The sequence below is a fragment of the Halobacillus aidingensis genome (assembly GCF_900104185.1).
Lineage (GTDB): Bacteria > Bacillota > Bacilli > Bacillales > Halobacillaceae > Halobacillus > Halobacillus aidingensis.
Genome location: NZ_FNIZ01000003.1, coordinates 48,146 through 73,865, shown reverse-complemented (window position 1 = coordinate 73,865; position 25,720 = coordinate 48,146). Strand labels below are relative to the sequence as shown.

Sequence of the window (25,720 nt, the reverse complement as noted above, 5' to 3'; positions counted from 1 at the left end):
CTTATACTCCTGAATAAGCGGAAAAACCGCCATCGACAGGAACTACGATTCCATTCACGAAACTGGATGCTTTTGAGTCGACCAGCCAGAGAATCGTCCCTGCCAGTTCCTCTGCCTCACCGAATCGGTCCATCGGCGTCTGGGTCAGGATTTTATCCGCGCGCTCTGTGTAATCCCCCGCTTCATTAAGCAGAAGGTTTCGGTTTTGATCGGTAAGAAAGAAACCTGGGGCTATGGCGTTGACTCTGATCCCCACTTTAGAAAAATGGACCGCAAGCCACTGGGTGAAGTTGCTGACTGCTGCTTTAGCCCCGCTGTAGGCCGGAATTTTCGTAAGCGGGGTAAAAGCGTTCATGGATGACACATTGATTATGGTACTCCCGTCATTACCTGGCATATCTTTGGCAAACACCTGTGTCGGAACTAAAGTGCCCGAAAAATTCAATCGAAACAGATCATCAACGGCATGGGGAGACAGATCAAAAAAGGACTGCGCCTCTTCCTCATCGCCAGTAAAATACTCGCTGCTCGTCGTTGCTTTCGGATGGTTTCCCCCTGCACCGTTGATCAGAATGTCGATCTTTCCCCATTCTTCATTGATGCTTTTCTTCACTTCTTGGAGACTTTCCGAATCGAGAACATCTACACTGTAACCTCTAACTGTACCCCCGTCTTCTGTAATGGAAGTGACAACCTCATCGATCTTTTCTTGGTTTCGCGCAAGAACGGCGACTTTTGCGCCGCATTGAGCTAAAGTTCGGCTGAGAACGGACCCTAAGACACCACTTCCACCCGTGACGACGGCGACTTTATGATTGAGATCTACTTGAAATGGCAGCTTCATCTTTATCCTCCGTTCTTTGATTCATTTTCCATGTATCGATGATTCCATTTAAATACGTCGCCCCGAGGGCACGATCATACAATCCATACCCGGGCCGTCCTTCTTCTCCCCAGATCATTCTTCCGTGATCAGGGCGTATCGGACCTTCATACCCACAGTCGATAAGTTTTCCTATAATTTCTATCATTGGAAGAGATCCTTCATGAACCGAGTGCGAAGTTTCCTGGAATGAACGCTCCCCTGTCCAACGGATGTTCCGAGCATGGACGAAATGGATACGTCCACGTGCAGCTTCTATGATTTGAAGCAAATCATTCTCCCCTTCAGCTCCGAAAGATCCTGAACAAAACGTCAGTCCATGGTGGGGGCTTTCCACACTTCCAAGAATACGTTCAATATTTTTGCGGTTCGTTACAACTCTTGGTAATCCGAATATGTTCCAAGGCGGATCGTCCGGGTGGATAGCCATATTTACATCTACTTGTTCTGCTACTGGTATGACTTTTTCCAGGAAGTAGATAAGGTTCTCCATGAGTTGCTCTTCACCTATGGTTTGATATTCATCCATAATGGCCTGCAATTCCGTAGACTGATAGGAAAGGTCCCAGCCTGGAAGCGTCAGTTTTCCATCTAAAGGATTTAAGCTTCGAGCGGTTGATTCTTCATAAGCAAGAGAATGGGACCCATCTGGTAGAGGCTCAGTCAAATTGGTTCTCGTCCAGTCGAAGACGGGCATGAAGTTGTAACACACCGTTGAAATGCCAGCTTCACCAAGGTTTCTTAACGTTTGTTGATAGTTGGAAATATAATGATCCCGCGTTGGTCGCCCTAACTTTATATCTTCATGTACGGGTACACTTTCAATGACTGTAAGCTCAAGGCCCTCGGATTCAATCGCATTTTTCAATTCTTTGATTCTCTCCAGCGGCCATACTTCCCCGGCAGGGATATCATAGATAGCTGAAACGATGCCATTCATTTGTGGGATTTGCTTGATTTGTTCGAGCGTGACAGGATCGTCCTCTCCATACCAACGAAAACTCATTTTCATAGAATTACTCCATTCTTCAAACCGAAGTATTCTTTTGCATTATGATAAGAGATATCTTTCACATAAGCTCCCAGCCATTCAATATCTGACGGTACTTTCCCGTCTTGTGCCCATGTACCGAATAGATTGCAGAGAATTCTTCTGAAATACTCGTGCCTGGAGAATGATAAGAAAGAACGTGAATCTGTCAGCATCCCGACAAAATGTTTGATCAGTCCGACATTAGCGAGGATTTTCATTTGATTTTCCATGCCGTCGATATGGTCATTGAACCACCAGGCGGTTCCGAATTGAACTTTTCCAGCCGTGCTTCCGTCCTGATGATTCCCTGCAATCGTCGCCAGCACATAATAATCCTTCGGGTTCAAGCAATAGAGGATCGTTTTAGGAAGACCGCTCCCATATTCAATAGAGTCGAGCATATGGGATAAAGGCTTTGCAAGCGAGCGGTCTCCCGGTGAGTCATACCCCGCATCTCTACCCACACGTTCGAACATTTTCGTATTGTTGTTTCGCATCGCCCCGATATGAAGCTGCATAATCCAACCTTTTTTGTTGTATAGGGAGGCGAGGAATTGAAGCGTGAATGTTTTATACTTCTCCACCTCAACATTTGTCAGGCTCTCTCCACGCATTTTTTTATCAAAAATCCCTGCCACTTCTTGCTCATCCGTTGGTTTATAAAACATCTCATCAATGCCATGATCGGAGGCTTTGCATCCATGATGATCAAAATAATCAACACGTTCAGCTAATCCATCCAGGAAGTCGGAGTACTTTTGAATCTCCGTATTCGTCACTTCACCCAGTTTCTGTACCCAGGCATTGAAATCTTCTTTATCGATTTTCAAGCCAGGATCCGGTCTGAATGATGGAGCGACTTGAAACGGGTGATTTCCATCCTGCAATTCTTTGTGGAATGCCAGGTCATCGGTAGGATCATCCGTCGTACCGACAAACTCGACACGATCTTTTTTCAATAGTTGTTGCGTGGACATCCCACCATTCTGAAGCTTTTCATTTGCCATGTCCCAAATACGATCCGCTGTCTCAGGATTGAGAAAGTCATCGATTCCGAAATACCTTTTCAGTTCCATGTGAGTCCAGTGGAACAGTGGGTTTCCGAGCGTGTTCGGAACTGTTTCAGCCCATGCTTTGAACTTCTCCTTTTCATCCGTATTGCCGGTAATATAATGTTCATCGATGCCATTCGCTCTCATCAGCCGCCATTTATAATGATCGCCACCGAGCCATATATCCGTCAGTGTCTTAAACGTGACATCCTTTGAAATATCATCTGGAGGCAAATGATTATGAAAATCAATGATTGGGAGATCCTTGGCAAAATCATGATAAAGCGTTTTCGCATAATCGTTGGTCAGTAAAAAGTCCTCTGAAATAAAATTACTCATCACTTTCACCTTCCTTTAAAAATTTCACATTCAAGTCCGTATAGAAGTCATCAGACAAACGGACACCGTTTACAACTACCGTACGCGTTTCACTTTCCGGAAAATAGATGCGTACTTTTTCATACAAAGGTTGATAAGAACCCTTCATACTTACATCCACCTGGACGTTTTGGTCATCCGTCACCGTTTTTACGGTCAACCAGCTCGCCACACCCTTTTCATGATCCAGAGATTCTCCATCATCATCATAAAAAGATTTCTCGATTGTGGCAGCGCCTTTGGCCGGGTAAACGAGTAACCCACGTGCATCGTCTTCTTTATGACGGAAGGAAATTTCTCCATCCCTGATTGGGAACACGGCACCTCCATGAGCGAATAAAGGCACTTGATGAAGATCAGCATCCACGGTCAACGTTTGACCACCTTCATGCCATGTTTCAGCGTTCATGTCATACCATCCTCGGTCATTTGCAGGCAAATACACAGTTCTTGTCGTTTGACCTTTTTCCATGACGTTCGCCACTAGTAGATCTTCCCCGACCATGAACTCATCATTTTCCTCGAACGTCTTTTCATCTGTTTCAAAATGATAGAAGGTCGGCATAAGTATCGGCTGCTGCTGTTTATGGGCGTTGTATAAAAGGTGGTAGAAATACGGCATCCATTTGACCCGTTCTTTCATCCAGTGGCGGATGGTTTCAATATATTCCGGATACATCCATGGAACATTGACCGTCTGATCTTCATTCCAGGAATGGATCGTAAAACGCGGGTGGAAAATGCCATTCTGGATCCATCTGATCAGTAATTCAGGTTCCGGTGCTTTTCCTGAAAAACCACCGACGTCATGGCCGAAATTGTAAATGCCGGATAAGCTCAAGCTGAGACCCATCTTCAAGTTATAACGAATCGTTTTCCACGCTGTGTAGTTGTCACCGGACCATGTTTGGACATATCGGTGCATGCCTGGACCACCAGAGCGGGATATGAGATATGGACGACGGTTTTTATCGTATTCCTGTTGAGCTTCCAAAGATGCTTTCATCATAAGGAGCGTTTGAATCGGTTTGATTTTTGATACAGGAAGCGGTTTGCCGAAGCCATGAGCCATAGCCCGTTCATCCCACACTTCGTATTCGTTGTTATCATTCCAAGTGGAATCAATCCCATAGCGTAATAGGGCATCTTTCACCTGATTCTTCCACCATCGGATGGCGGTCGGATTGGTGTAATCCACATAAGATCCAACAGCATCCCAAAATTGCGAAACCTCAGGGGAATCACCGGTATGATCTTTAATGAACAGGTTCTCTTCGGCTGCTTTTTCATATTGAGGATGATCCGTAAGCAGGACCGGTTTGATATTGGCACACACTTGAATGCCATTCTCATGAAAGTATTCGTTCATCCCTTCCGGATCTGGCACTTTGGACCGGTTCCAATGAAAGACATAACGCTTATCTCCGATGGATGTGTAACCGGAAGAGAGCTGGAAGGAATCACATGGAATGTCGTATTGTTTACACGCATCCACAAATTTCTTAAGCTGCTCTTGAGCATCAGGCGCATCGGTATAAGTCATTGTAGAACCCGAGTATCCTAGACTCCATTTCGGTGGAAGGACCATCTTCCCTGTCATCCATGTGTACGTTTCGACGACGTTCTTCACCGATGGACCGAGAATGAAATAATAGTCGAGTGTCCCTGACTTCGCCTGATAATAACGGTATAAGCCATGGTAATTGTCCAGTTCTGCTCCCATATCGAAAATGCTGTCCGAATAGTTGTCGTAATATAGACCGTAAGCCGTACTTATTTTCGGTGATTGAACGATATAGAATGGGATATGTTTATACAATGGGTCGGTTCTTTCTGCGTCATACCCCATCGCATCGATGGTCCTCATCTGGTAACGCTTGTGATGACGGTTCATGTCTCCACTTTTTTCACCTAAACCATAATAACGATCCTCCTGGTCACGCTCCATATAGTGGAACACGCCTTCACCCAGCTGATTCTCAAAATTATAACTTTGGGTCTTTCGGTCACCGGCGACTTTCAACCACTCTCCGTCCCTCTTTTCATACCAATCGATATAAAAGCCATGAAGATGGATTTCAGCCATCAATTTCGAAGTGGAAATCAACACGTGACCATTTTCTTCAACTGCTTCATAAACAGGAAGGGAAAAAGCAGAGACATCTTCCCTTCCCCTTCCTTCAAACGGCACATCATCCATCCCAGGTGCAATGGCCCACGTTTTTCTTTCATCAAGGTCACTTCCTGAATGATGGTGGACCCGGAACACACCCTCTTTTAAAATATATAGTGAAATTTGGTTGCTTTCTGATTCAAAGGTGACACGGTTGTTTCGAGCGTCTGTCCAAGTAAACGATAGCTGAGTAATCATAAGAACTCTCCTTTTTATTTACAAAAGTCCGAACAATTCTGGCAGGGCCAGACTGATCCATGGGATATAAGTCACTAAGAGCAAAGCAATAATTAGAGCAATGAACATACGCGTCAATGGTTTGAGCACCGACTCGATGGAGACATCCGCCACACTACAACCGACGAATAACGCACTACCTACAGGAGGCGTCATAATTCCGATACAGAGGTTGAAGACGAGCACGATTCCGAAATGAACCGGATCCATCCCCAGCTGCATCGCAATCGGAAGGAAAATCGGTGTGAAAATCAGTACGGCTGGCGTCAAGTCCATAAATGTACCGATGATCAGTAGAATAATGTTCATGATCAGAAGAATGATGATCGGATTCTCCGACGCTTGCAGAAGCAGATCACTGATCGCTGTTGGAATCCCTGTGAATGCCATGACCCAGGACATGATTGAAGATGCTCCGACAAGGAATAAAACAATTCCTGTCATGACGACCGTTTCACGAAGAATATCTGGAATGTCTTTCAGCTTGATTTCACGATAGACGGCCGCCAAAATAATCGAATACAAAACCGCAACCGCCGCACCTTCTGTCGCCGTAAAAATACCTGCTACGATACCACCAATAACGATGACAATCAGCAACAAGCTCGGAATCGCATCCAAAACGACTTTGAGACCTTGTTGGAAAGTCGGACGTTCAGCGACAGGATAAGACTGCTTTTTTGCAATAAAATAAGCGACGATCATGATGGCAAGTCCCATTAATATACCTGGCAAATAACCTGCCATAAATAAGGCAGAAATGGACGTTCCACCACTGACCAATGAATAAAGGATCAATACACCACTAGGCGGAATCAATAGCCCCGCAGGTGCAGAAGCAATGTTTACCGCCGCAGAATACGAACGGTCATATCCTTCCTTCGCTTGTAACGGCCCCATCACTCGACCGATGGCAGCAGCTGATGCTACGGCTGAACCTGAAATGGACCCGAAAAGCATATTTCCGACGACATTCGTATGTGCGAGAGAGCCCGGCAGACGCCCGCCAATCAACTTCGCCAAGTTGATCAACCTGATCGCAATTCCGCCATTGTTCATAATACTCCCGGACAGGATGAAGAAGATAACGGCGAGCAACGCAAAACTGTTAATGCCCTGGACCATTTTTTGTGCAGCGGTGAAAACAGCCACATCAAATGGAACGACGCTTAAAGCAGTGATAAATGAAGAAACTCCGATTCCCACGGAGATCGGAACTCCGAATGCCAGCAACAAAAAGAAAACACCGAACAATATGAGTGAAGCCTGTAATGCCATGTCCATCCGTTACCCCTCCTTTCCTGTACTGAGTTCTTCTTGGTACTCTTTCACAAGCAATAATTTATAAATGACGACGAGTACACCACAAATCGGCAGGATTGAATAAACCACACCCATGGGAATATTCAAAATTGGTGTCGTTTGTGTCATCGTAATACTGACAACTTCCATTCCGCCTTTGATCATAATTAAAATCGCAAATGCGAAGATGAACACGTCATTCACAATCCTTACTCCAAGACGGATCTTTCCTTTAAACTTGTTCTTTAAAAAAGTGATAGCTAAATGCTGGTTGGAACCGAACGCATAGGTCGCTCCCAAAATAGCTGTCCATACAAGCAAAAACCTTAGTAGTTCACCAGTCACTGTACTTGGCGCATTAAAGAAGTAACGGCTGACCACCTGCCAGATCGCACCGATGACAAGAACAGCGGTAAACACTGTAGTGACAGCCATGATTGTTCTGTCTAACACCATTTTTATCTTTGCAACCATTTATTTCCCCTCCCTTAACGGGCTTTTCCATCTCTTTTGCAGTGTGTATTGAGCCATCTTCGGCTGACGGTCGCGGGTGAAAATTCCTTTTTTATTCCCGTCCACCCGTACCGTATCCTGCTTGGTCATAAAATCAGCGAAGTTCCAAACTTGTTCACCAACCACTTTTGGAAACTCATCAAAAACATTGTGGTACTTTTCTAAAAACTGCACTTGAAATTCCTCCGAGAACATGACGGCGGGTACCTTATGAAGTCCCGGCATTGTATCGACCCCATATTCCGTAATGACGATCGGCTTGTCGTGCGTCTTCGCCCATCTTTCGAGATAGTTCCTGAGTTCGGCTGTACCTGCCTTCAGATCCCCCGGTGTCGAATACCAGCCAAAATAAACATTCAAACCGATGATATCCACAAGTTTGGATACGAAACATTTCTCCGGTTCAATCAGCATCAAGTTCACATTCATGATCGGCCGGTCGTCGAGCTTCCGAACAAGCTCCACCAAATCCTTGTAATAGACTTCCGCTTCCGGTTCCATCGTCGAAGCTTCATTCGAGAGAGACCACATGATGACAGACGGATGATTACGGTCCCGTTCAATTAATCTTTGAAGCGTATCCAAGTGATACTCCTTCAAGTGGCTGGAAATTTTCCCATTGCTGAAAACGGGCTCCAGATTCCCCGTCGCTGGTACTCCTTGACTCAACAGGCCAACGGCAGACGTTTCATCGATGACTAAAAATCCAAGTTGATCTGCCAATTGCAAAACCTCTTCTGCATAGGGGTAATGAGCGGTTCGGAACGAATTCGCTCCTGTTTCCTTCATTAAATACATGTCTCTTAAATTAGTGACAGGATCATACCCTTTTCCTCTAATGACAGCATCTTCATGCTTTCCGAACCCTTTTAAATAAATAGGGGATCCATTGAGCAACAACTGCTCGTCCTTGACTTCGATTTTTCTGATACCGACATTCAAGTAATAATGATCGAGAATTGTCCCTTCCCCATCCTTGAGGTAGACATCCAACTTGTATAAATAAGGATTATCAGGGCTCCAAGCTTCTGCTTCAGGGACCTGTATTTCTGTGGTAGCTCCATGTCTTTCAGCTATGATTTCTCCCTGATCATCTTTCAAAGAATAATAGACAAAAGCTGATGGTGGACTTTCGGATTCCCCCGTTATTATTCCTGTCTCTCCATTGAAATCGGTACCAATATTAAGCGAATGAATAAACGTTTGTGGTGTCGTATATAGGAAAACAGATCTGTGAATACCTGCATAATTGAAAAAATCGTGCTGCTGGTGCAGGGTCCTTTTGATTTCACCGTCCTCTGTAACTTTTTCTATAACATCCCCGGGAGGAAGCATGTCCCATGTCAATTCATTGTTCACTTTCACAACGATGCGGTTCATCTTTTCTTCATTTACAAAAGGAGTCACATCGGCCTCAAAAGGAAGGAAGCCATTATGACTTTCCGTGACAAAGTGGCCATTCACCCACACCTTAGCATGATGAGCAACTGCTCCGAATCTTAAAATGATCCTTTCTGTCATCCATTCCGAGGGCACATAGGTAGACGTTTCATACCACACATCTCCTAAGAAGTCTCTAATCGCCTCAGAAGTAGTAATATCGTTATAGCTTGAAGGTACGGGCATATGTATCGGGGACGGAATCCCCTGAGATGGCCACCTTTCTCCAACACCTTTTCCGCTCGGGTCCAGCTGGAACTTCCAAACGCCATCCAATGGTTTCTTTTGTCTTTTCTCTGTCATCCTTGGATATAACAAGGTTTCCGCCCCCTTAAAGATGAAGGTGCCCACCTTAATGAGCACCTTTTGTTTTATTCAGTCAAACTCTTGATTTGTTCCATGATCTCTGCAATTCTATTGTCTTGCTTAAATTCTTCGTGCATCGGCTGAACGGCTTCAATGAATGGTTCTTTATCCACATCATTGAACTCGACGCCCATTTCTTTTGCTTCTGCTACAGCTTCTTCCATCGCTTTATTCCAGATTTCCGTATGATATTCAGTAGCTTCTTTAGCTGCTTCTTCGAATGCTGTCTTTTGTTCATCAGAAAGGCTGTCCCATGTCTGCTTACTGATGATTGCGATATCCGGAATCATTGTATGTTCATTGCGTGAGAACGCTTTCGCTACTTCGCCATGTTTACCTGTCGTTAATGCAGTCGGGTTACTTTCCGCTCCATCAACCACTCCCTGTTGCAGCGCTGTGTAAATTTCCCCGTATGGCATCGGCGTCGGTGTTCCGCCCAATAGCTCTACCATTTGAATCGCAGTTGGACTATCCATGACACGAATTTTTAAACCTTCTAGATCGGCAGGTGTTTGAATCGGCGTATCCTTCGTATAAAAGCTACGTGCACCAGAATCAAAGTAAGTAAGGCCTACAAACCCTTTATCTTCAGTAGATTGATAGATTTCCTGCACAACATCAGATTCCATTACTTTTCGATAATGATCTTTACTTTTAAAAATATAAGGTAAAGAGAAAACAGAATACTCATTTGAGAAACTTTCAAGTGCTCCAGCACTTACTTTCGTCATGTCAATTGCGCCACTTTGGAGCTGTTCAAGTACTTCTTTCTCACTGCCTAGAACACCATTGGCAAAGATTTTAACTGTAACCTCACCATTCGTCTTTTCATCTACACCAGAAGCGAATTTTTCAAGAGCTTTGTGAACCGGATGATCTTCACTCAAGTTATGAGCGAGACGCAGTTCCTGACTATCTCCACCAGAACCCCCATCACTTGAAGCTTCAGAATCAGAACTTCCACAACCGGCAAGCATAAGCAATGAACCAATCAACAACAACGACCATAAACCTAACTTTTGCACATGTACCTCTCCCCTCAAATATTTTAAGCGTTTTCAAAACTTTGTTTGTTTACACAACAAACTGTTAATCATATAATAAAGGTAACCAAAATAAATTTCAAGAGTTTTTTGAAAGGGGTTTCAAATGAGCACAGGAGATGCCACTTACATCAAAGCGTTGAACAAACGTATATTATTAGAAAACATCATTGAGCATCAATCCATATCAAGAATTGAACTTTCCAGATTAACCGGACTGAACCGTTCCACCGTATCCTCGCAAATCAATCATATGATGGAAGAGCAATTGATCATCGAACGTCCTTCCGAGGTTTCTTATGGTGGAAGAAAACCGATTCTTCTTCAAATGAATGAAGCGGCAGGTTACACGATCGGAATCGACTTTGATATGCCACAGACTCAAATTCAAATTGCCAACCTGCTTGGTAAACCACTCGCCAATTACCAAGTCCAAACCGAGGATGAGGATGTGTGTAAAAATATCGAGAAAGTGATTGAAAACGTTCATGATGTTCTTAAAAAACATCGTGTGTCCGAGTCGCCTAAAGGGTTAACAGGGATTGGAATAGGCATACACGGCATTGTTAATAACGATCACAACATCGTTTTCACACCAAAAGTCCAGTGGAACAACATCAACATGAAAGAAGCATTTGAAAAGCATTTCGATATCCCGATACACATCGACAACAATGCGAATTTGACCGTTTATGCTGAACAAGTGTACCACTATCCGATGGAGGACCTGTTCAGTATCACCATGTACTCTGGTATCGGTCTTGGTATATTAGAAGGAAATGATATATACAAAGGAAGCCAGGGGTTCGCAGGAGAAATCGGCCACATGATCGTCGAAAGAAACGGCCTACAATGCAGTTGTGGTAATAAGGGCTGCTGGGAACTTTACGCCTCTGAACATGCCTTGAAAAGAACTCTGAAAGCGAAAGGTTACATCAAGCATTCAACAGATGATTTTGACTTAGCTTCTATTAAGGATGAATCCATAATAGAAGAATACCTGGATTACATGGCTGTTGGATTGAATAACATCATTAACATTTTCAATCCCGAAATCGTCATTATCAACAGTGAATTCATGCACCAGCACAGACACTTGCTCATTTCTTTGAAAAAGCGTCTGAACTCAAGAATGAACAACTACCAAGAGATTGTCACTTCATCTTTAGGAAAGGAAGCCTGCTCTCTTGGCGGCGTAGCGATTTCATTAAAAGAATATTACGGAATCAACTCTTTGAACCTTAGTCACTATCCTTATTTTGATAAGGTGGACAAAGCTTCTATTAGTTGAGAAAGACCAGAACATGCAGGGAGCGTATGTTCTGGCTTTTATTTTTACAATTAGATGTAAAGGTCGAGAAGTTGGGTAACTTGGGCGTGAATCAAACTATTCTGATCGACACTTACACTTTTCGTTACCAATCACTCTTCCTGCGCGCGATTCTCACCTTCTATGCGCGTTCCTCAACTTACTACCTGGAATTGAAACCAAAAAAAAGAACGCAAGCCATATTAAAGGCTTGCGCTCTTTCATTACTATTATCCATTAATCCAATCCGTATGGAACGTACCTTCTTTATCAATACGCTGATACGTGTGCGCACCAAAGTAGTCACGTTGTGCTTGCAGCAAGTTCGCTGGAAGCTTGGCTGTACGGTAGCTGTCGTAATAAGCAAGGGCACTTGAGAACGCAGGTACCGGTACACCGTTTTGAATCGCAAGAGCGAGTGTTTCACGAAGCTCTTTTTGATAAGATGTTGCGATGTCCTGGAAGTAAGGATCGAGAAGCAGGTTCGTCAGGTTCTCGTCTTTGTCGTAAGCATCTTTGATTTTCTGCAGGAACTGAGCACGGATGATGCAGCCGCCGCGGAAGTTCATCGCGATGTCGCCGTACTGAAGGTCCCAGCCTTTTTCTTCCGATTGTGCACGCATCTGCGCGAAACCTTGGGCGTAGGAGCAGATCTTACTCATGTACAACGCTTTGCGTAGAGACTCGATGACTTCTTCTTTGTTTCCGTCAAAAGTAACTTCTGGACCAGTCAGGTATTGGCTTGCTTTCTCGCGCTCTTCTTTCATCGCAGAGATGAAGCGCGAGAACACGGACTCTGTGATGATCGGAAGAGGCACTCCAAGGTCAAGGGCACTCTTACTTGTCCATTTTCCTGTTCCTTTTTGACCGGCTGTATCAAGGATTACTTCAACAAGCGGCTTGCCTGTTTCTTCATCCACTTTTGTGAAAATGTCTGCAGTGATCTCGATCAGGTAGCTGTCGAGCTCGCCTTCGTTCCACTCTTTGAAGACTTCGTGAAGTTCTTGTGCAGACAGTCCAAGGACGTTTTTCATGATGAAGTACGCTTCACAGATCAACTGCATGTCACCGTACTCGATGCCGTTGTGAACCATTTTCACGTAGTGGCCGGCACCGCCGCGGCCCATGTAGGCAGCACATGGTGTACCTTCGACGTTCGCAGCGATTGCATCAAAGATCGGCTTCACTTCTGCATACGCTTCCCCTGGCCCGCCTGGCATGATGGAAGGTCCTTTACGCGCTCCTTCTTCCCCGCCGGAGAATCCTGTACCGATGAAGTGGATGCCTTTTTCTTCTAAGTAAGATGCGCGGCGTTCTGTATCTTCGTAGTACGTGTTACCACCGTCGATCAGCATGTCGCCTTCTTCTAGATGAGGGACTAGGCTTTCGATGACTTTGTCTGTCGTTTCGCCTGCTTTGACCATCATCAAGATTTTGCGTGGTTTTTCAAGAGAAGCGGTGAATTCTTCTGCGCTGTAAGCTCCAGAAATATTACCTGTGTTTTCATCATTTCCGACCAGTTCGTCTACACGGTCTGTCCAGTAATCGTAGACAGACACGGTGTAGCCGTTATCCTGAATGTTCAGGGCAAGGTTCGCCCCCATGACTCCTAAACCGATGACTCCGATATTCTGCTTATCCATGTTCCGATCAAATCCTTTCCATTCTATCTATAAAAAGTTCTTACCACCATGTATAGCCGTCTTCGTTCAAGAGCTTCTCAGCTGCTTCCGGCCCTTCAGATCCAGCTTGATAGCCGTGAAGAGGGAGAGCGTCGTTTTCGAATGCTTCCAGGATTGGCTGGACCCACTTCCAGGATAGCTCCACTTCACTCCAATGAGCAAAATACGTAGAATGACCCTGCATGGCATCATTCAACAAGTTTTCATAGGCTTCTGGTTGGGCATCCAGATTTTTAGAGAAGTTGATGTAAGCAGGCTCGAACTTCTCGTTCGAGTCGTCCTTCAAGTTGATGCGCAGCCCGACACTTTCGTTCGGATTGATCTCAATCATCAACAGATTGGAGACCGCACCTGCCGCATCTTCATCCGCGTCGATTTCGTTCTTGAACTCGATAATGATGCGTGTCGATTTTTTCTCGAGACGCTTCCCTGTACGGATGTAAAAAGGAATGCCTTTCCAATAGTTGTTGTCGATATACAAACGAGCAGCGAAGTACGTATCATTGTTGGAGTTCTCCGCTACACCGTCTTCTTCTAAATAACCAGGGATCGGCTCTGCATTCATTTCCCCCGCTTCATATTGTCCACGCACCACGTGCTTGGAGATTTCATCTTCTTCTACAGGGCGTAGGGATTCCATAATTGCTTTTTTCTTTTCTTCAATTTCTTTCGGCGTCAGTTTTGCCGGGTGGTGAAGCGCGGTCATCATCACTAACTGCAGCAAATGGTTCTGTACCATATCACGAATCGCTCCAGCTTTATCATAGTAACCCGCTCTTGTACCAACACCGACGGTCTCACTTGCTGTAATTTGGACATTCGCAATCTGTTCATGACTCCAGAGCGCCTTCAGAATCGGGTTCGGACGAATCAAAGATTCAAGGTTCTGCACCATCGGTTTTCCAAGATAGTGGTCAATACGGAAAATCTCCTCTTCCTGGAAAACTTTTGTCAGCTCTGCGTTCAAATGCCTTGCTGAGTGCAAGTCACTTCCGAATGGCTTTTCAACGATCAGACGCTTCCAACCACTTGTATCCGTGATTCCATTTTCGTGAAGAGATGCCGAGATCGGCTCAATCAACTTCGGTGCAACCGAAAGATAGAACAGACGGTTTTCTGGAATCGAAAGCTCACTTTCTCTTTCTTCAATAAAGGCTTTCAATCCCTGATAAGATTCATCCTTCATCGCATCGAATATAAAGTAACGGAAAGAAGCAAGGAACTCGTCCAAGTTCGATTCGTCTACATCTCTTCTTGAGAAAGATTCCAGAGACTCTTTAATGATGCTATGGAAGTCTTCCTGCGTGTAAGGTCTACGTCCAAGGCCTACGACGGAAAGGGAATTCGGCATTTTTCCCTCAATATATAAATTATAGAGAGCGGGATAGATTTTACGTTTCGCCAAATCACCGCTTGCTCCGAATAAAACAAAGGTCATGTCGTCCATCATTTCTACGGTATCGATTCCATGACTTTTCGTGTTGTGTTGGTCCATGATTCGTGTTACCTCCTGTACTTTTCAGCTTTTATTAGTATAAAGCATGAGCACCAAATATGTAAGTGAACAGGCTTACGCCACGAACACTGTTTTATTGTTTACCTCATCCATGACATTTATGAAATGTGTCTAAAATGTGTAGCTTGCCATGAAAATTATTTTACTGAAAATTCGGCTGTTTTTAAAGAGGCAACAGGAGGCGTACGGTCCGCATCAGGCTTAATTTCAGCGATGTGAGAAACGTGACGCTTTGTATGTCGGCTATACTCTTAGTGTGAGCGTTTTCACTCTTATTTGCAATAGATTGAAAAAATTTTTCATATTATATTTGATTTTTAAGGTCTATTTGGCCCTGGATGATTTGATTTTTTCTCGACTTTGGGTGATATCCTTCTCTATTTGAGCGATTTTCTCTTCACTTTGAGCGATATCTCGATCCATTTGAGTGATTCCTTCTACTTTGAGTGATATATGCCTCCATTTGAGCGATTCTTTCTCAACTTTGAGCGATACCGTCTTGTCTTAAGCCATACGATAAAAAGAAAAAAAGCCGAACGCTCTCCTTTTTAGGAAGCATTCGACTCTTCTTCTGCCTGATCCGCTTGTGCATTTTTTCGATTACGAACTATCGGTACAACGAACGATAGGATACTTACGATGTAAAGTCCGATTGATACGGGGTCGGAGATGAGAATGATCATGTCTCCACCTGCAGCCGTAAGAGACTGTCTTAGGGACTGCTCCATCATGCCACCGAGGATGAAAGCCAAGATGAACGGAGCGGCCGGGAAGCTGAATAGTCTCATTAAATAACCCACGAAACCAAAGATCAGCAATAAATATAAATCAAACGTACTGAAGCTGATGGCATAAACACCAATCAAGCTGAAAATCGCGACTAGCGAGATCAGCATTGGACGTGCGATTTTCAATATTTTTGCAATGTATGGAATCAGTGGTAAATTCAGAATCAACAAGAAGATATTCCCGATGTACATACTTGCAATGATGCCCCAGAAGACTTCCGGGCGATCCGCCATCAAGAGTGGTCCTGGCTGAATACCGAGGACGAGAAATGCGCCTAACATAACAGCTGTTGTTCCGGACCCTGGTATACCAAGACTCAGTAAAGGAACGAAGGCACCACTGGTCGCTGCGTTATTAGCCGTTTCCGGGGCAGACAACCCTTTGATTGATCCTTTACCGAACTCTTTGGGATTTTTGGCGATTTTCTTTTCTGAAATATAACCGATGAAGGAAGCGATTGTTGCACCTGCACCTGGCAAAACACCCAGAATGAAACCGAGGAACGATTGCCTGCTCATCGGGCCGCGCATTTCTTTGAAATCTGCTTTACTAAGCTTCAAACTTCCGATATCACCTTGATTTTGAAGCGATTGATCCTTCCGGTTTTTCACAAGAAAACAAATCTCAGCCAACGCGAATAATCCGAGCGCGATAACAAGAAAATCGATCCCTTCCAGTAAGTTGGGATTGCCAAACGTAAAACGGCTCGTCCCCGTCTGGCCGTCAATTCCTATGGTCGCGACCATAAAACCGATTGTCGCTGTAATCAAAGCTTTGATTGTAGAGCCATCAGATAAACTTGCGATTGCCGTCAGACCTAAGAACATGAGGGCAAAATATTGAGGCGGACCGAATGAAACAGCGACCGCAGACAAAGCAGGAGCGAATAACATCAAAAGAACGACGGAAACTGTTCCACCGACGAAAGAGGATATCGCAGCAATCGCCAATGCTTTTCCTGCCTCTCCCCGTTGGGCCATCGGATAGCCATCAAAGGATGTGGCGACCGTTCCGGATATTCCTGGCGCGTTCAAGAGAATGGAAGACGTCGAACCGCCGAATACTGCTCCATAATAGACACCCGCCATCATTACTAAAGCGACAGAGGGATCCATTCCATATGTGATCGGAATCATGATCGCAATTGCACTGATCGGACCAAGCCCTGGCATCATCCCAATAAGCGTGCCGGCAACGACGCCGATCAGAACGAACAAAATCCCCTGCCAACTGAACGCGACCTGAATTCCCTGCATTAATCCTTCCATTGCACCCATGGTGACTCACCTCCCCTTAAAATGGTAGTAACCCTTGTGGTAATCGGATTTGTAATAAGTAGTTGAACGAAAGGTACATAATCAGTGGAAATAGAACCGCAACGAGGATGGTCGTGACGAGCTTTCTGTACCCCAGGAACCAGGAACAGGCAAAAATGAATAGCATGGAACTCAAAACAAAGCCGATGATTTCAAGTAAGAAGATGTAAAGAAAAATCATGCCACCGACCGCGAGCAATACCAGCATTTCTTTTTTCGGTACCTGACGTTTTTCTTTTTCTTCTTCTGTTTCTGAAGATTTATCAAAAAATAAAAAGATGGCAAGTATGATCAATAAGAAGCCTAGGATCTTAGGAACAAAATCCGAATCGACCGGTACATAAGGGTATTCCTTTAAGTTATAGCTCAAATAAAGATAACCAGCAGCGAACAAAATCAAGAAGATACTCACTTTCTGGTTCAACGTTTTCAGCAAAAACATCACCTTCGATCTAATAGAAAAGGGCCTGCGTACAGACCCTTCCTATCTATTATTGATTCAAACCAAGCTCTTCCATTAAGCTTCCAAGTTGTTCTCTTTGTTCATCAAGGAACTGGCTGTATTCTTCACTATTCATGTACATTTCGTCCCAACCGTAGTTGTTACGGATTTCCGCAAATGCTTCCGAATCACTGACTTCTTTCAGATTTTCTTCATAATAAGCGACTTGTCCTTCGGTCATATCTCCAGGTCCGAAGAAGCCTCTCCAGTTTACAAACGTGGCATCGATGCCCTGCTCTTTCGCTGTCGGGAAGTCTTCAAGCACTTCACCATCCAAGCGTTCTTCTGCTGTAATTCCTAGCACACGAACTTTTCCGGCTTTTACTTGTTCGACGGTTTCAGCAATTCCTGTAGAATAAACGTCAGCGCTCCCGTTCAGGATTTGTGTCATCCCTCCGCCATCTTGAGCAGAAACGTACTTGATTTTTTGAATATCGACACCCGCTTCTTTAGCAATAGTGACGAATTGCATATGGTCCATCGAACCAGGAGAAGACGTTCCGACGACCGTTACGCTGGAAGGGTCGTTTTTCATATCTTCAAACAGCTCGTTCAAGTCTTGCCACTTGGCATCATCTGCGACAGCAAAAGCGGCATAGTCTGCAATCATGTTGGAAAGTGGTGTAAAATCTTCATGTGACAAATCCGACTGTCCGTTCAATGGGACGAAGATCAGTGGAGGAGAAGAAACGAAAATGTTGTGTGGGTTGTTCGTACTGTTTATGTAAGACCAACCGACAGCTCCACCGCCACCTTCTTTGTTGACGACACCGACGTTCTGCTCGGTGATGCCTTCTTCTTCAAGGATTTTTCCGACAGAACGAGCAGTCGTATCCCAGCCACCGCCGGCACCCGCAGGCGCGACGATTTCGATATTTTTATCCGGCGTCCATTCGCCATCGCCCCCGTCTCCACTCGTTTCCGAAGAGTCGCCGCCACAAGCAGCTAAGAACAAAACAATTAGTAAACTACCCATCATCCATAAATGCTTCTTCATATAATGAATCCCCTCTCTTCTTGCTATTTGATGATAGTTTATAAGAAACAGGTCTAAATGTAATCGTTTTCAAAATAATCAAAATTAAAAGCATAAAATCAATTAATCAAATAAAATTCACGAGAGTTAATATGTAAGAAACTGTAAGACCTGGTCATCCAAGAATTGGATGACCAGGTCTTACAGTTTTATCCATGCCTTTCAATCCAATAAAAAAACTCGTCCTAATGACGAGTTTCTCCTTAGCTTATCCTCTATAGTATTTCCTCTGAGGCCGACCGACTTTTCCGTAGTTCATCTCAGCCTTGCCTTTCCCAATACTGATCAAGTACTCAAGATACCTCCGAGCAGTTGTTTTTGATGCTCCCATCTGCCCGCTTGCCTGTTCAGCAGTCAATCCATTTTCCCGCGCATCAGACAGCATCCTTTCCACCTTTTCAAGCGTCAGCGGATCGATGCCTTTAGGAACAGATATGGTAGTGGCGGCCGCTTCATTGGAAGACTTGATCAACTGATCGACAGCTTCCTGATCGAACGTCTCAATTTGAGCCATCCGCTTTTTCCGCTCCTGATAGTTTTCAATCGTCTCTTGAAATCGTTCCATCGTGATCGGCTTAATGATATAGTCGAACACACCATACTTCAGCGCCTTTTCCACAATCTCTTTTTCCTTCGCGGCGGTAATCATGATCACATCCGTATGTGGAGCGATCGAACGAATGTCATGCAGGAGGTCGACGCCTAACTGATCAGGCATATACACATCCAACAAAAGAAGATCCGGATGTTGTTCCTCAAGCATCTCTAAAGTCTCTTCAGCATTCAAAGCTTTGCCGACAACTTGTACACCATCAACCACTCGCAAAAATTGCGCATGCAGTTCAGCCACCCTGAAATCATCTTCACTGATCATCACCTTCATCAGGTCCACCTCCTGTATGTTTTGGTAAAAAGATCGAGAACACAGCACCACCAGCATCACTATCATCCACTTCCATGGTCCCTGAGAGGCGCTCGACAATTTCCCTCACATTATGAAGACCATACCCTCGATGATCTCCTTCTTTCGTTGAGAAACCTCTGACAAACAGGGAAGTGTACACATCTTCAGGTATGCCCGGCCCGTTATCTGACACTTCAAAAACGATATCTTGGCCGACATCCGTCACAAAAAACTCGACTTTCTTCTCCTTTTGACCACTCACCGCTTCAAAAGCATTATCGATCATGTTGCCTAACATTGTGACTAACTCCGTCCTTGTGATATGTTGGGGAACGCGCCGTAATTCCGAATCTTCCTGAATGATGAAGTCCACTTTCTGCTCAGAGGCTGTACTCATTTTCCCCGTCAGGATTGCCTGAACCGTTTCATCCTGGATCCGGTCAAAAATCATAACTTGATGCTTTTGAGACATATGGAAATCTTCTTCGATCATACCCCTCGCCTCTTCCTGTTTCCCTAACTGCAAAAGCCCGAGCAGCACATACATCTTGTTGGCATGCTCGTGCGTCTGGGAGCGCAGACTTTCCGAGTGCCTTTTCACTTCCGACAACGTCTGAACCATGTTTCTGACTTCTGTCTTATCACGAAAACTGGAAACGACTCCGGCTACCTGCCCTTCATGCTTAATCGGAGTTCGATTGACGATGACGACCTTATCCAGCAAAATCATCTCTTCGTCCCTGGTCGCATTTCCTGTTTCCAGCACCTTGAGCATTTGTGTATTCGGAAAAACCTCAGAAATCAAACGTCCCTCGGCTCCCTCGGACAAGTTCAACAATTCAATGGCCGACTGGTTGATCATCGTCACCCGGCCCGCTGCATCAATGGATATAATCCCTTCTTTAATAGAAGACAGAATCGCTTCACGCGTTTGGTAAAAGGAAGTAATTTCATAAGGCTCCAGGCCAAGCGTATCTTTTCTTATGCTCCGCGCCAGTAAAAGGCTTCCGACAGCCCCGACCACTAATACAAGGACTGCGACACCAAAGACATTCTCAAGCTTATTCCACACAATGGAACGAACGTCCTCAAGCAAAAAACCGACCGAGACGATGCCGATAATATCCCCATTTTCACCTATGATCGGCGCTTTTCCCCTTAACGAAGGTCCAAGCGTACCTTCTGCTTTTGATATGTAATACTCGCCGTTCTTCAGCGCCCGTTCGTTGTCTCCACCGACCATACGCCTGCCGATTTTCCATTCGTCCGGATGGGCATAACGGATGCTCTCCTTATTTCCGATCACAACAAACTCCGCCCCCGACTCCTCCTGCACACTCAAAGCGATCGGCTGAATGACTTCAGATGGGTTCTCTGTTTCGAACGCTTCTTTAATGGAAGGCATAAAAGAAACGGTACTCGCGACCTGGAGAGCGAGCTGTCCCATCTGATCTTCGACATCTCTTTTTTCCATATAAGCAAAAACACCGGCTAACAGCCCGATCACCAAAACAAGTAACGACAAAATCAACACCATAATTTTCGTGCGCAGGGAAACTTTCACTGACATCTCCACCTATGAAAACGTTATCTCAATCTATCGTAACATAGGAGAAGATTCTAGAGATTGATAAATTCTGAATTTTTCATCTTCTGAAAACTCCCCTACTCTTTTTTCCTCATAAAAAAAGGATAAAGAAGCATCCAGACGTTTCTTTATCCTCTCTTTTATTAAGCGGCTTTCACATTCTTTCGTTGAAGGCTCGCCACCACGATGTATAATAGCAGACTAACAACCCCACCGAAGAATATATAAACAGGTGTGTAATAGGGCAGTCCAATCAACCACACAGGCTCTCTTGGTCCAACATCCCGCAGGAAGTGAGTAAATCCTATAAGATATACAGCTAACCTTTCCACTATAATGACAAAAAGACCCAGACGAATCACACTTTTCAACGAACTTCTCTCCCCAAGAATGATACTCGAAAACACGCCTAACAGGATATAGGGGATGGTTACAGTAAGTGCTCCAATGAAAATACCCGATACCTCAAATCCGCCCACAAACCTTGTGTCCACAAAGTAGCCAACCATCAGAACAAGAACATAAAAGAATGCGGTCATCCCTGTTCCTTCCAAGTATTTCTTCATAAAAGCCTCCATTCTTAGTTAACTAACGGCGCCTTACATTTAATTTTATTTTAGCATAAATTCCCATAACAAACTCCAAGCCTAGTAATATATTCCATGTGATACAATTGAAGAAAACCAAGGGGATTTGTCTAATGCTAAAAACGCTGTTCAGCATCATAACCATCTGTATTATAGCGGTATTTGGGTTATGGATTTATGAAAGCATGACGACCAAAGAAACCTCGGGCAATCCATATAGTGAAGCGATCCCCAGTCAAATGGGAGAACCTGATTCTAGTAAGTATATGTTCACGGAACGCTTTCCTTACACAGAAGAAGAAATCTTAGAAAAAACAGGATATGGGTCGAAAACAGGGGAAGGGTTTAACAGTAGCAATATGATCGCCCCGATTGCTGATTTTCAAATCAACCAACCTGGAGAAGAACAAGGAACATACATAGAAGGGATCCCAGAAGAACATACAGTCAAAGTAGAACTGATTGAACGGACGAAAGAATTAGAGAAAATGGCTAAGGTAAAAGAAGTGACGTACAAAGAAGGCGAGAAAGGACTCGTCGCCACCCTCCCGGAAAAAAGAGACCAACTTTATTCCCTTAGTGCAGAGATGATGAACGGGAATGGAGAGGTCATCGATACTTATGTCGGTATTGTCTATGTAACACCCGAGCCTGAAGTGAATGCAGAAGTTTCTATCGACAAGACTTCCTACTCTCCCACCGACACGATGGATTTCAGAATCACCAATTTCGGTCCTTCCAGGTTAAGTTATGGGGCCAGGTTCATCATTCAATCTTATGAGAATGAGGCATGGGAGACTGTCGAAGGACCAGAAGCAGTCGTAGCTATGGAATATATTCTGCTTCCAAAAGAATCAACTACCCATACTGTCAAACTCGAATCCTACGATCTTGAAAAAGGAAAACACCAAATCATCAAGCGTCTGGGTGTTTCCGACACCGAAGTGGAAGAAGGATTGGCTGCTGAATTTAATATCCAATAATAAAAACAACTTAATATTATATAAAAGTAGAGCCCTGGAACCAATAGATCCAAGGCTCTACTTTTTATGAGTTCAAGAAATTCAAAGCGGCTTGCCTATAGATTTCCGTTGTTTCTGCTAGTTCATCGATATCCACATATTCATCGATTTGATGTGGTACTTCACGATCTCCTGCTCCAATCGTTACAATCGGCACACCGGCTACATGTAAAAATGTACCGTCCGTCGCACCAGGAACGCCGTTGTACACCGGTTCTTTTTTCAAAACAGAACGGACCGCTTCAGAAATAGCGGTGACGACAGGTTCATCTTTCTCCGTCGATGTCCAAGGACGATCTTCAATGACCGTATAATCTGCTTTGAAATCCGGATCATCCTTGGCAAGTCGATCTAATATTTGCTGTAGCTCTTCTTTCAATACCTCATGGTCCTGACCAGGAACGGTGCGGATATCCAGCGTTGTCATGCATTGTTCCGGTATGACATTGATCTGGGCGTCCCCTTTGGCCGGCGATTGTAAGATCGTCGGGGTAATACTGGGCCAGCCTAGAGTTGGGTGCTTACCGAGCCGCTCTTGCTCCCGTTTTTCCAGTTTCTCTAATTCTACGATGATTTTCGCTATCCGCCAGTTCGGGTTGATGCCACTCCATGAGATCGCTCCATGAGCCATTTTTCCGTACGCATTCAAAACCACTCTCATAGCTCCGCGCTGGGCGATGCACACTTGGTTTTCCTCAGGTTCGCAAATAATAGCTCCATCTACGGCATCGGCCCAGCCTTGCTTGATAAAGTGTTTGATTCCGATCATCATTCCCTCTTCGTCACAGGGGATACATAATATAATTTTCCCGGACCATTCTTCTTGATCTTCCAGGAGCGATTGGACAGCCGTAATCATGCAGGAGAGGTTCCCTTTCGTATCATTCGTACCTCGGCCGTACATCCGCTCCCCAACAATCTCAGCACCGAAGGGATCGTATGTCCAGGATTCATGATCTCCTTCCGTCACGACATCCGTGTGCCCCTCAAATAAAAGCGTCGGTCCGGGCTTTCCTGAGTCGATCACCCCGATGACGTTCGGCCGCCCAGGTTCCACTTCCTCCACATGAACTTCGATGCCAAGCTTTTTCAGATGGTCAGCCACATAATGAGCCGCTTTTTCCTCATTCCCACCCTCAACTCCAGGTCTGTATACACTTGGGATACGAACAAGCTCTTGAGTTAAAGAAATGACCCGTTTTCGATCACGAATTTTTCTCGTTTCGATTTGTGTATGGGACATAAATTACATGCTCCTCTCTAATTGGTCATGAGAAATGGATTGATTTTGAATGAGCGATTTGGTCAATAAACTAATGGAGACAAAGGCGATAAAGGAAAGGAGAATTGGGACAACAACGTTATGCATACCGAATAAACTCGGGAAAAATTGGTCGACGATGATATAGGAAGCAATCCCGACGACCATCGATGCAAGCGCCCCGTATTTATTCCCGCCATCCCAATAAAGTCCAAGAACCACAGGCCAAATAAAGGTCGCTTCAAGTCCCCCGAAGGCAAACAGGTTCAGCCAAATCAATAAATCCGGAGGGCTTAAAGCCATAAGGAAAACTAAAATCCCAAGGATGGCTGTAACACCAAAGCTCATTCGCTTCACTCGTGTATGCGAAGCATCCGGTTTAATGTAATTTAAATACACATCTTTCACAACAGCAGAGCTGACAAGGAGCAGCAAGGAATCCACCGTGGACATGATGGCTGCCATCGGAGCAGCTAAAACAATACCGGCAAGCCATGGCGGCAGCACCTCCTGAGCAATTAAAGGCATGACTTTGTCCCCGACTTCAATACCAGGAAGGATCGGACGTGCGAATACACCAATCAAGTGCATGTTCAGCATGATGAATCCTACAACAATCGTTCCAATAATGAGCGCTCGGTGCATGGAACGGGAGTTTTTATAGGCCATGGCACGAACGGTTACTTGCGGCAAACCGACAACAGCGACACCGACGAGAATCCAGAAGGAGGATACATAAGTCGGGCTTAACCCACCATCGGCACCGTACGGAGTGACGAGGTTAGGATTCTCTGCTGTAAGGTCTGCCATGATGTTGTCGATTCCACCTCCTGCCATGATCGTCGCAATCAGCAAGATGAGCGTTCCCCCGAACATGACGACACCCTGGACCGTATCGGTAAGAGCGACCGCTTTGAATCCACCGATGATGACATAGACGAGAACGGAAACTGCAAAGATGAACAAGGCAGTCGTATAATTCAAACCAGTAAGAGATTCAATCAGACGTGCTCCGCCGACCCACTGGGCAGCCATTGCGGAAAAAAGGAAAACGATGATACTGAAGGCAGCTGTAAGTACGACCCATTTGCTTTGATAGCGACCTTTCAAGTAGTCGATGAGTGTGACCGCCTTATATCGACGGGCCATGATGGCAAACTTTTTACCGAGGATCATCAAGACAAAATACCCGGTAGCTACCTGGGACATGGAAAGGAGCACCCAGCCGAAACCTTGGGTGTAAGCAACCCCCGGCCCGCCGATGAAACTGCTCGCACTTCCATATGTAGCAATCATCGTCATGGCGAGAATGAATCCTCCGAGCTGCCTGCCTCCGAGGAAGTACTCCTGAAGGAAAGAATCTCCCGTCGCACTTTTAAGGGAACGACTCGACCAAAAACCGATGGCGAAAATCAAAACAAGGAAAATAGCGAGTGATATGACGACCGGTGTGTTCATGTTCGTTCACCATCCTCTTCATCAAACGGCACTTCCACAAACCAGACCTTCACGACAAAAATGACGAGTAAAGCCATGATGATGAATCCTAACACACAACTGTAAAAGAACCAGGAAGGTAACCCGAAAACGTATGAATAGTCTTCAGGTGTTCGATCTCCGAGACCGTAAGCGAAAGCAAACCACCAGATGAAGTTGAACACAGCAAGAGCGACTCCGATCAGTGCTTCCCTGTTGGCAATTCTGAACCGGTCATCCTGTTTTTTCTTCCTTTCTTTTTCCAAGACCCCATCTCCTTTTTTTATAGAGTTGAAAACTTCCAAGATAAAA

The 25,720-nt window shown here is 44.8% G+C and carries 21 protein-coding genes; 2 read left to right on the top strand and 19 right to left on the bottom strand.

All coding sequences use genetic code 11. From position 1 onward, the window contains the following. Position 1: 1 nt before the first annotated feature. The 8 genes from BLS23_RS03735 to BLS23_RS03700 are packed head-to-tail and all read right to left on the bottom strand — an operon-like array spanning position 2 to position 10,402. Positions 2-844, bottom strand: a complete 843-nt coding sequence (locus tag BLS23_RS03735; protein WP_089651196.1) for an SDR family oxidoreductase — start codon at positions 842-844, stop codon at positions 2-4. Beyond that, complete coding sequence (locus BLS23_RS03730; protein ID WP_089651195.1) at positions 810-1,895, bottom strand: mannonate dehydratase; 1,086 nt, start codon at positions 1,893-1,895, stop codon at positions 810-812. The genes BLS23_RS03735 and BLS23_RS03730 overlap by 35 nt, the downstream gene beginning before the upstream one ends. Continuing rightward, positions 1,892-3,307, bottom strand: a complete 1,416-nt coding sequence (uxaC, locus tag BLS23_RS03725; RefSeq protein ID WP_089651194.1) for a glucuronate isomerase — start codon at positions 3,305-3,307, stop codon at positions 1,892-1,894. Before uxaC ends, BLS23_RS03730 begins: the two co-directional genes overlap by 4 nt. Then, positions 3,300-5,717 (bottom strand): glycoside hydrolase family 31 protein, encoded by a 2,418-nt coding sequence (locus tag BLS23_RS03720; RefSeq protein ID WP_089651193.1) that lies wholly within the window; start codon positions 5,715-5,717, stop codon positions 3,300-3,302. The genes uxaC and BLS23_RS03720 overlap by 8 nt, the downstream gene beginning before the upstream one ends. 18 nt (positions 5,718-5,735) lie before the next feature. Continuing rightward, positions 5,736-7,034 (bottom strand): TRAP transporter large permease, encoded by a 1,299-nt coding sequence (locus BLS23_RS03715; RefSeq protein ID WP_089651417.1) that lies wholly within the window; start codon positions 7,032-7,034, stop codon positions 5,736-5,738. A gap of 9 nt (positions 7,035-7,043) precedes the next feature. Beyond that, the gene (locus tag BLS23_RS03710) at positions 7,044-7,532 is read right to left on the bottom strand and encodes a TRAP transporter small permease (RefSeq protein ID WP_089651192.1); all 489 of its coding nucleotides are present in this window, start codon (positions 7,530-7,532) and stop codon (positions 7,044-7,046) included. Next, positions 7,533-9,329, bottom strand: coding sequence for a beta-glucuronidase (gene uidA / locus BLS23_RS03705; protein ID WP_089651191.1), 1,797 nt, complete (start codon positions 9,327-9,329; stop codon positions 7,533-7,535). It abuts the gene before it with no gap. Between the two features lie 53 nt (positions 9,330-9,382). Beyond that, positions 9,383-10,402 carry a TRAP transporter substrate-binding protein gene (locus tag BLS23_RS03700; RefSeq protein WP_244157068.1) on the bottom strand — a complete coding sequence of 340 codons (1,020 nt, stop codon included), beginning with the start codon at positions 10,400-10,402 and terminating at the stop codon, positions 9,383-9,385. 124 nt (positions 10,403-10,526) lie between these two features. On the opposite strand from BLS23_RS03700, the gene BLS23_RS03695 reads away from it, so the two are divergent. Continuing rightward, positions 10,527-11,711 carry an ROK family transcriptional regulator gene (locus BLS23_RS03695; RefSeq protein ID WP_089651190.1) on the top strand — a complete coding sequence of 395 codons (1,185 nt, stop codon included), beginning with the start codon at positions 10,527-10,529 and terminating at the stop codon, positions 11,709-11,711. 248 nt (positions 11,712-11,959) lie between these two features. Here the strand turns inward: BLS23_RS03695 and gndA are convergent, their stop codons facing one another. From gndA to BLS23_RS03655, 8 genes are all read right to left on the bottom strand, one after another. Beyond that, positions 11,960-13,372 carry an NADP-dependent phosphogluconate dehydrogenase gene (gene gndA, locus BLS23_RS03690; protein ID WP_089651189.1) on the bottom strand — a complete coding sequence of 471 codons (1,413 nt, stop codon included), beginning with the start codon at positions 13,370-13,372 and terminating at the stop codon, positions 11,960-11,962. Between the two features lie 40 nt (positions 13,373-13,412). Beyond that, positions 13,413-14,858, bottom strand: coding sequence for a glucose-6-phosphate dehydrogenase (gene zwf, locus BLS23_RS03685; protein ID WP_089651415.1), 1,446 nt, complete (start codon positions 14,856-14,858; stop codon positions 13,413-13,415). 617 nt (positions 14,859-15,475) lie between these two features. After that, positions 15,476-16,993, bottom strand: coding sequence for a tripartite tricarboxylate transporter permease (locus BLS23_RS03680; protein ID WP_089651188.1), 1,518 nt, complete (start codon positions 16,991-16,993; stop codon positions 15,476-15,478). 16 nt (positions 16,994-17,009) lie between these two features. Continuing rightward, a complete protein-coding gene (locus BLS23_RS03675) occupies positions 17,010-17,468 on the bottom strand; it encodes a tripartite tricarboxylate transporter TctB family protein (RefSeq protein ID WP_089651187.1) in 459 nt (152 codons plus the stop codon). A gap of 55 nt (positions 17,469-17,523) precedes the next feature. Next, complete coding sequence (locus BLS23_RS03670) at positions 17,524-18,531, bottom strand: tripartite tricarboxylate transporter substrate-binding protein (RefSeq protein ID WP_089651186.1); 1,008 nt, start codon at positions 18,529-18,531, stop codon at positions 17,524-17,526. 247 nt (positions 18,532-18,778) lie between these two features. Beyond that, the gene (locus BLS23_RS03665; protein WP_089651185.1) at positions 18,779-19,453 is read right to left on the bottom strand and encodes a response regulator; all 675 of its coding nucleotides are present in this window, start codon (positions 19,451-19,453) and stop codon (positions 18,779-18,781) included. Further along, positions 19,434-21,044, bottom strand: coding sequence for an ATP-binding protein (locus BLS23_RS03660; protein WP_244157067.1), 1,611 nt, complete (start codon positions 21,042-21,044; stop codon positions 19,434-19,436). The genes BLS23_RS03665 and BLS23_RS03660 overlap by 20 nt, the downstream gene beginning before the upstream one ends. A gap of 161 nt (positions 21,045-21,205) precedes the next feature. Beyond that, complete coding sequence (locus BLS23_RS03655; protein ID WP_089651183.1) at positions 21,206-21,628, bottom strand: hypothetical protein; 423 nt, start codon at positions 21,626-21,628, stop codon at positions 21,206-21,208. Positions 21,629-21,762: 134 nt separating this feature from the next. Here BLS23_RS03655 and BLS23_RS03650 point away from each other — a divergent pair, with 134 nt between their 5' ends. Beyond that, positions 21,763-22,632 (top strand): immunoglobulin-like domain-containing protein, encoded by an 870-nt coding sequence (locus BLS23_RS03650; RefSeq protein WP_089651182.1) that lies wholly within the window; start codon positions 21,763-21,765, stop codon positions 22,630-22,632. Positions 22,633-22,696: 64 nt separating this feature from the next. Here the strand turns inward: BLS23_RS03650 and BLS23_RS03645 are convergent, their stop codons facing one another. From BLS23_RS03645 to BLS23_RS03635, 3 genes are read right to left on the bottom strand one after another with little or no spacing between them, the layout of a single operon-like run. Beyond that, entirely contained in the window at positions 22,697-23,914 is a 1,218-nt protein-coding gene (locus tag BLS23_RS03645; protein WP_089651181.1) for a M20 family metallopeptidase, read from the bottom strand. Between the two features lie 3 nt (positions 23,915-23,917). Then, positions 23,918-25,390 carry a sodium/pantothenate symporter gene (panF, locus tag BLS23_RS03640; RefSeq protein ID WP_089651180.1) on the bottom strand — a complete coding sequence of 491 codons (1,473 nt, stop codon included), beginning with the start codon at positions 25,388-25,390 and terminating at the stop codon, positions 23,918-23,920. Continuing rightward, positions 25,387-25,674, bottom strand: a complete 288-nt coding sequence (locus BLS23_RS03635) for a YhdT family protein (protein ID WP_244157065.1) — start codon at positions 25,672-25,674, stop codon at positions 25,387-25,389. The genes panF and BLS23_RS03635 overlap by 4 nt, the downstream gene beginning before the upstream one ends. Positions 25,675-25,720: the final 46 nt, after the last annotated feature.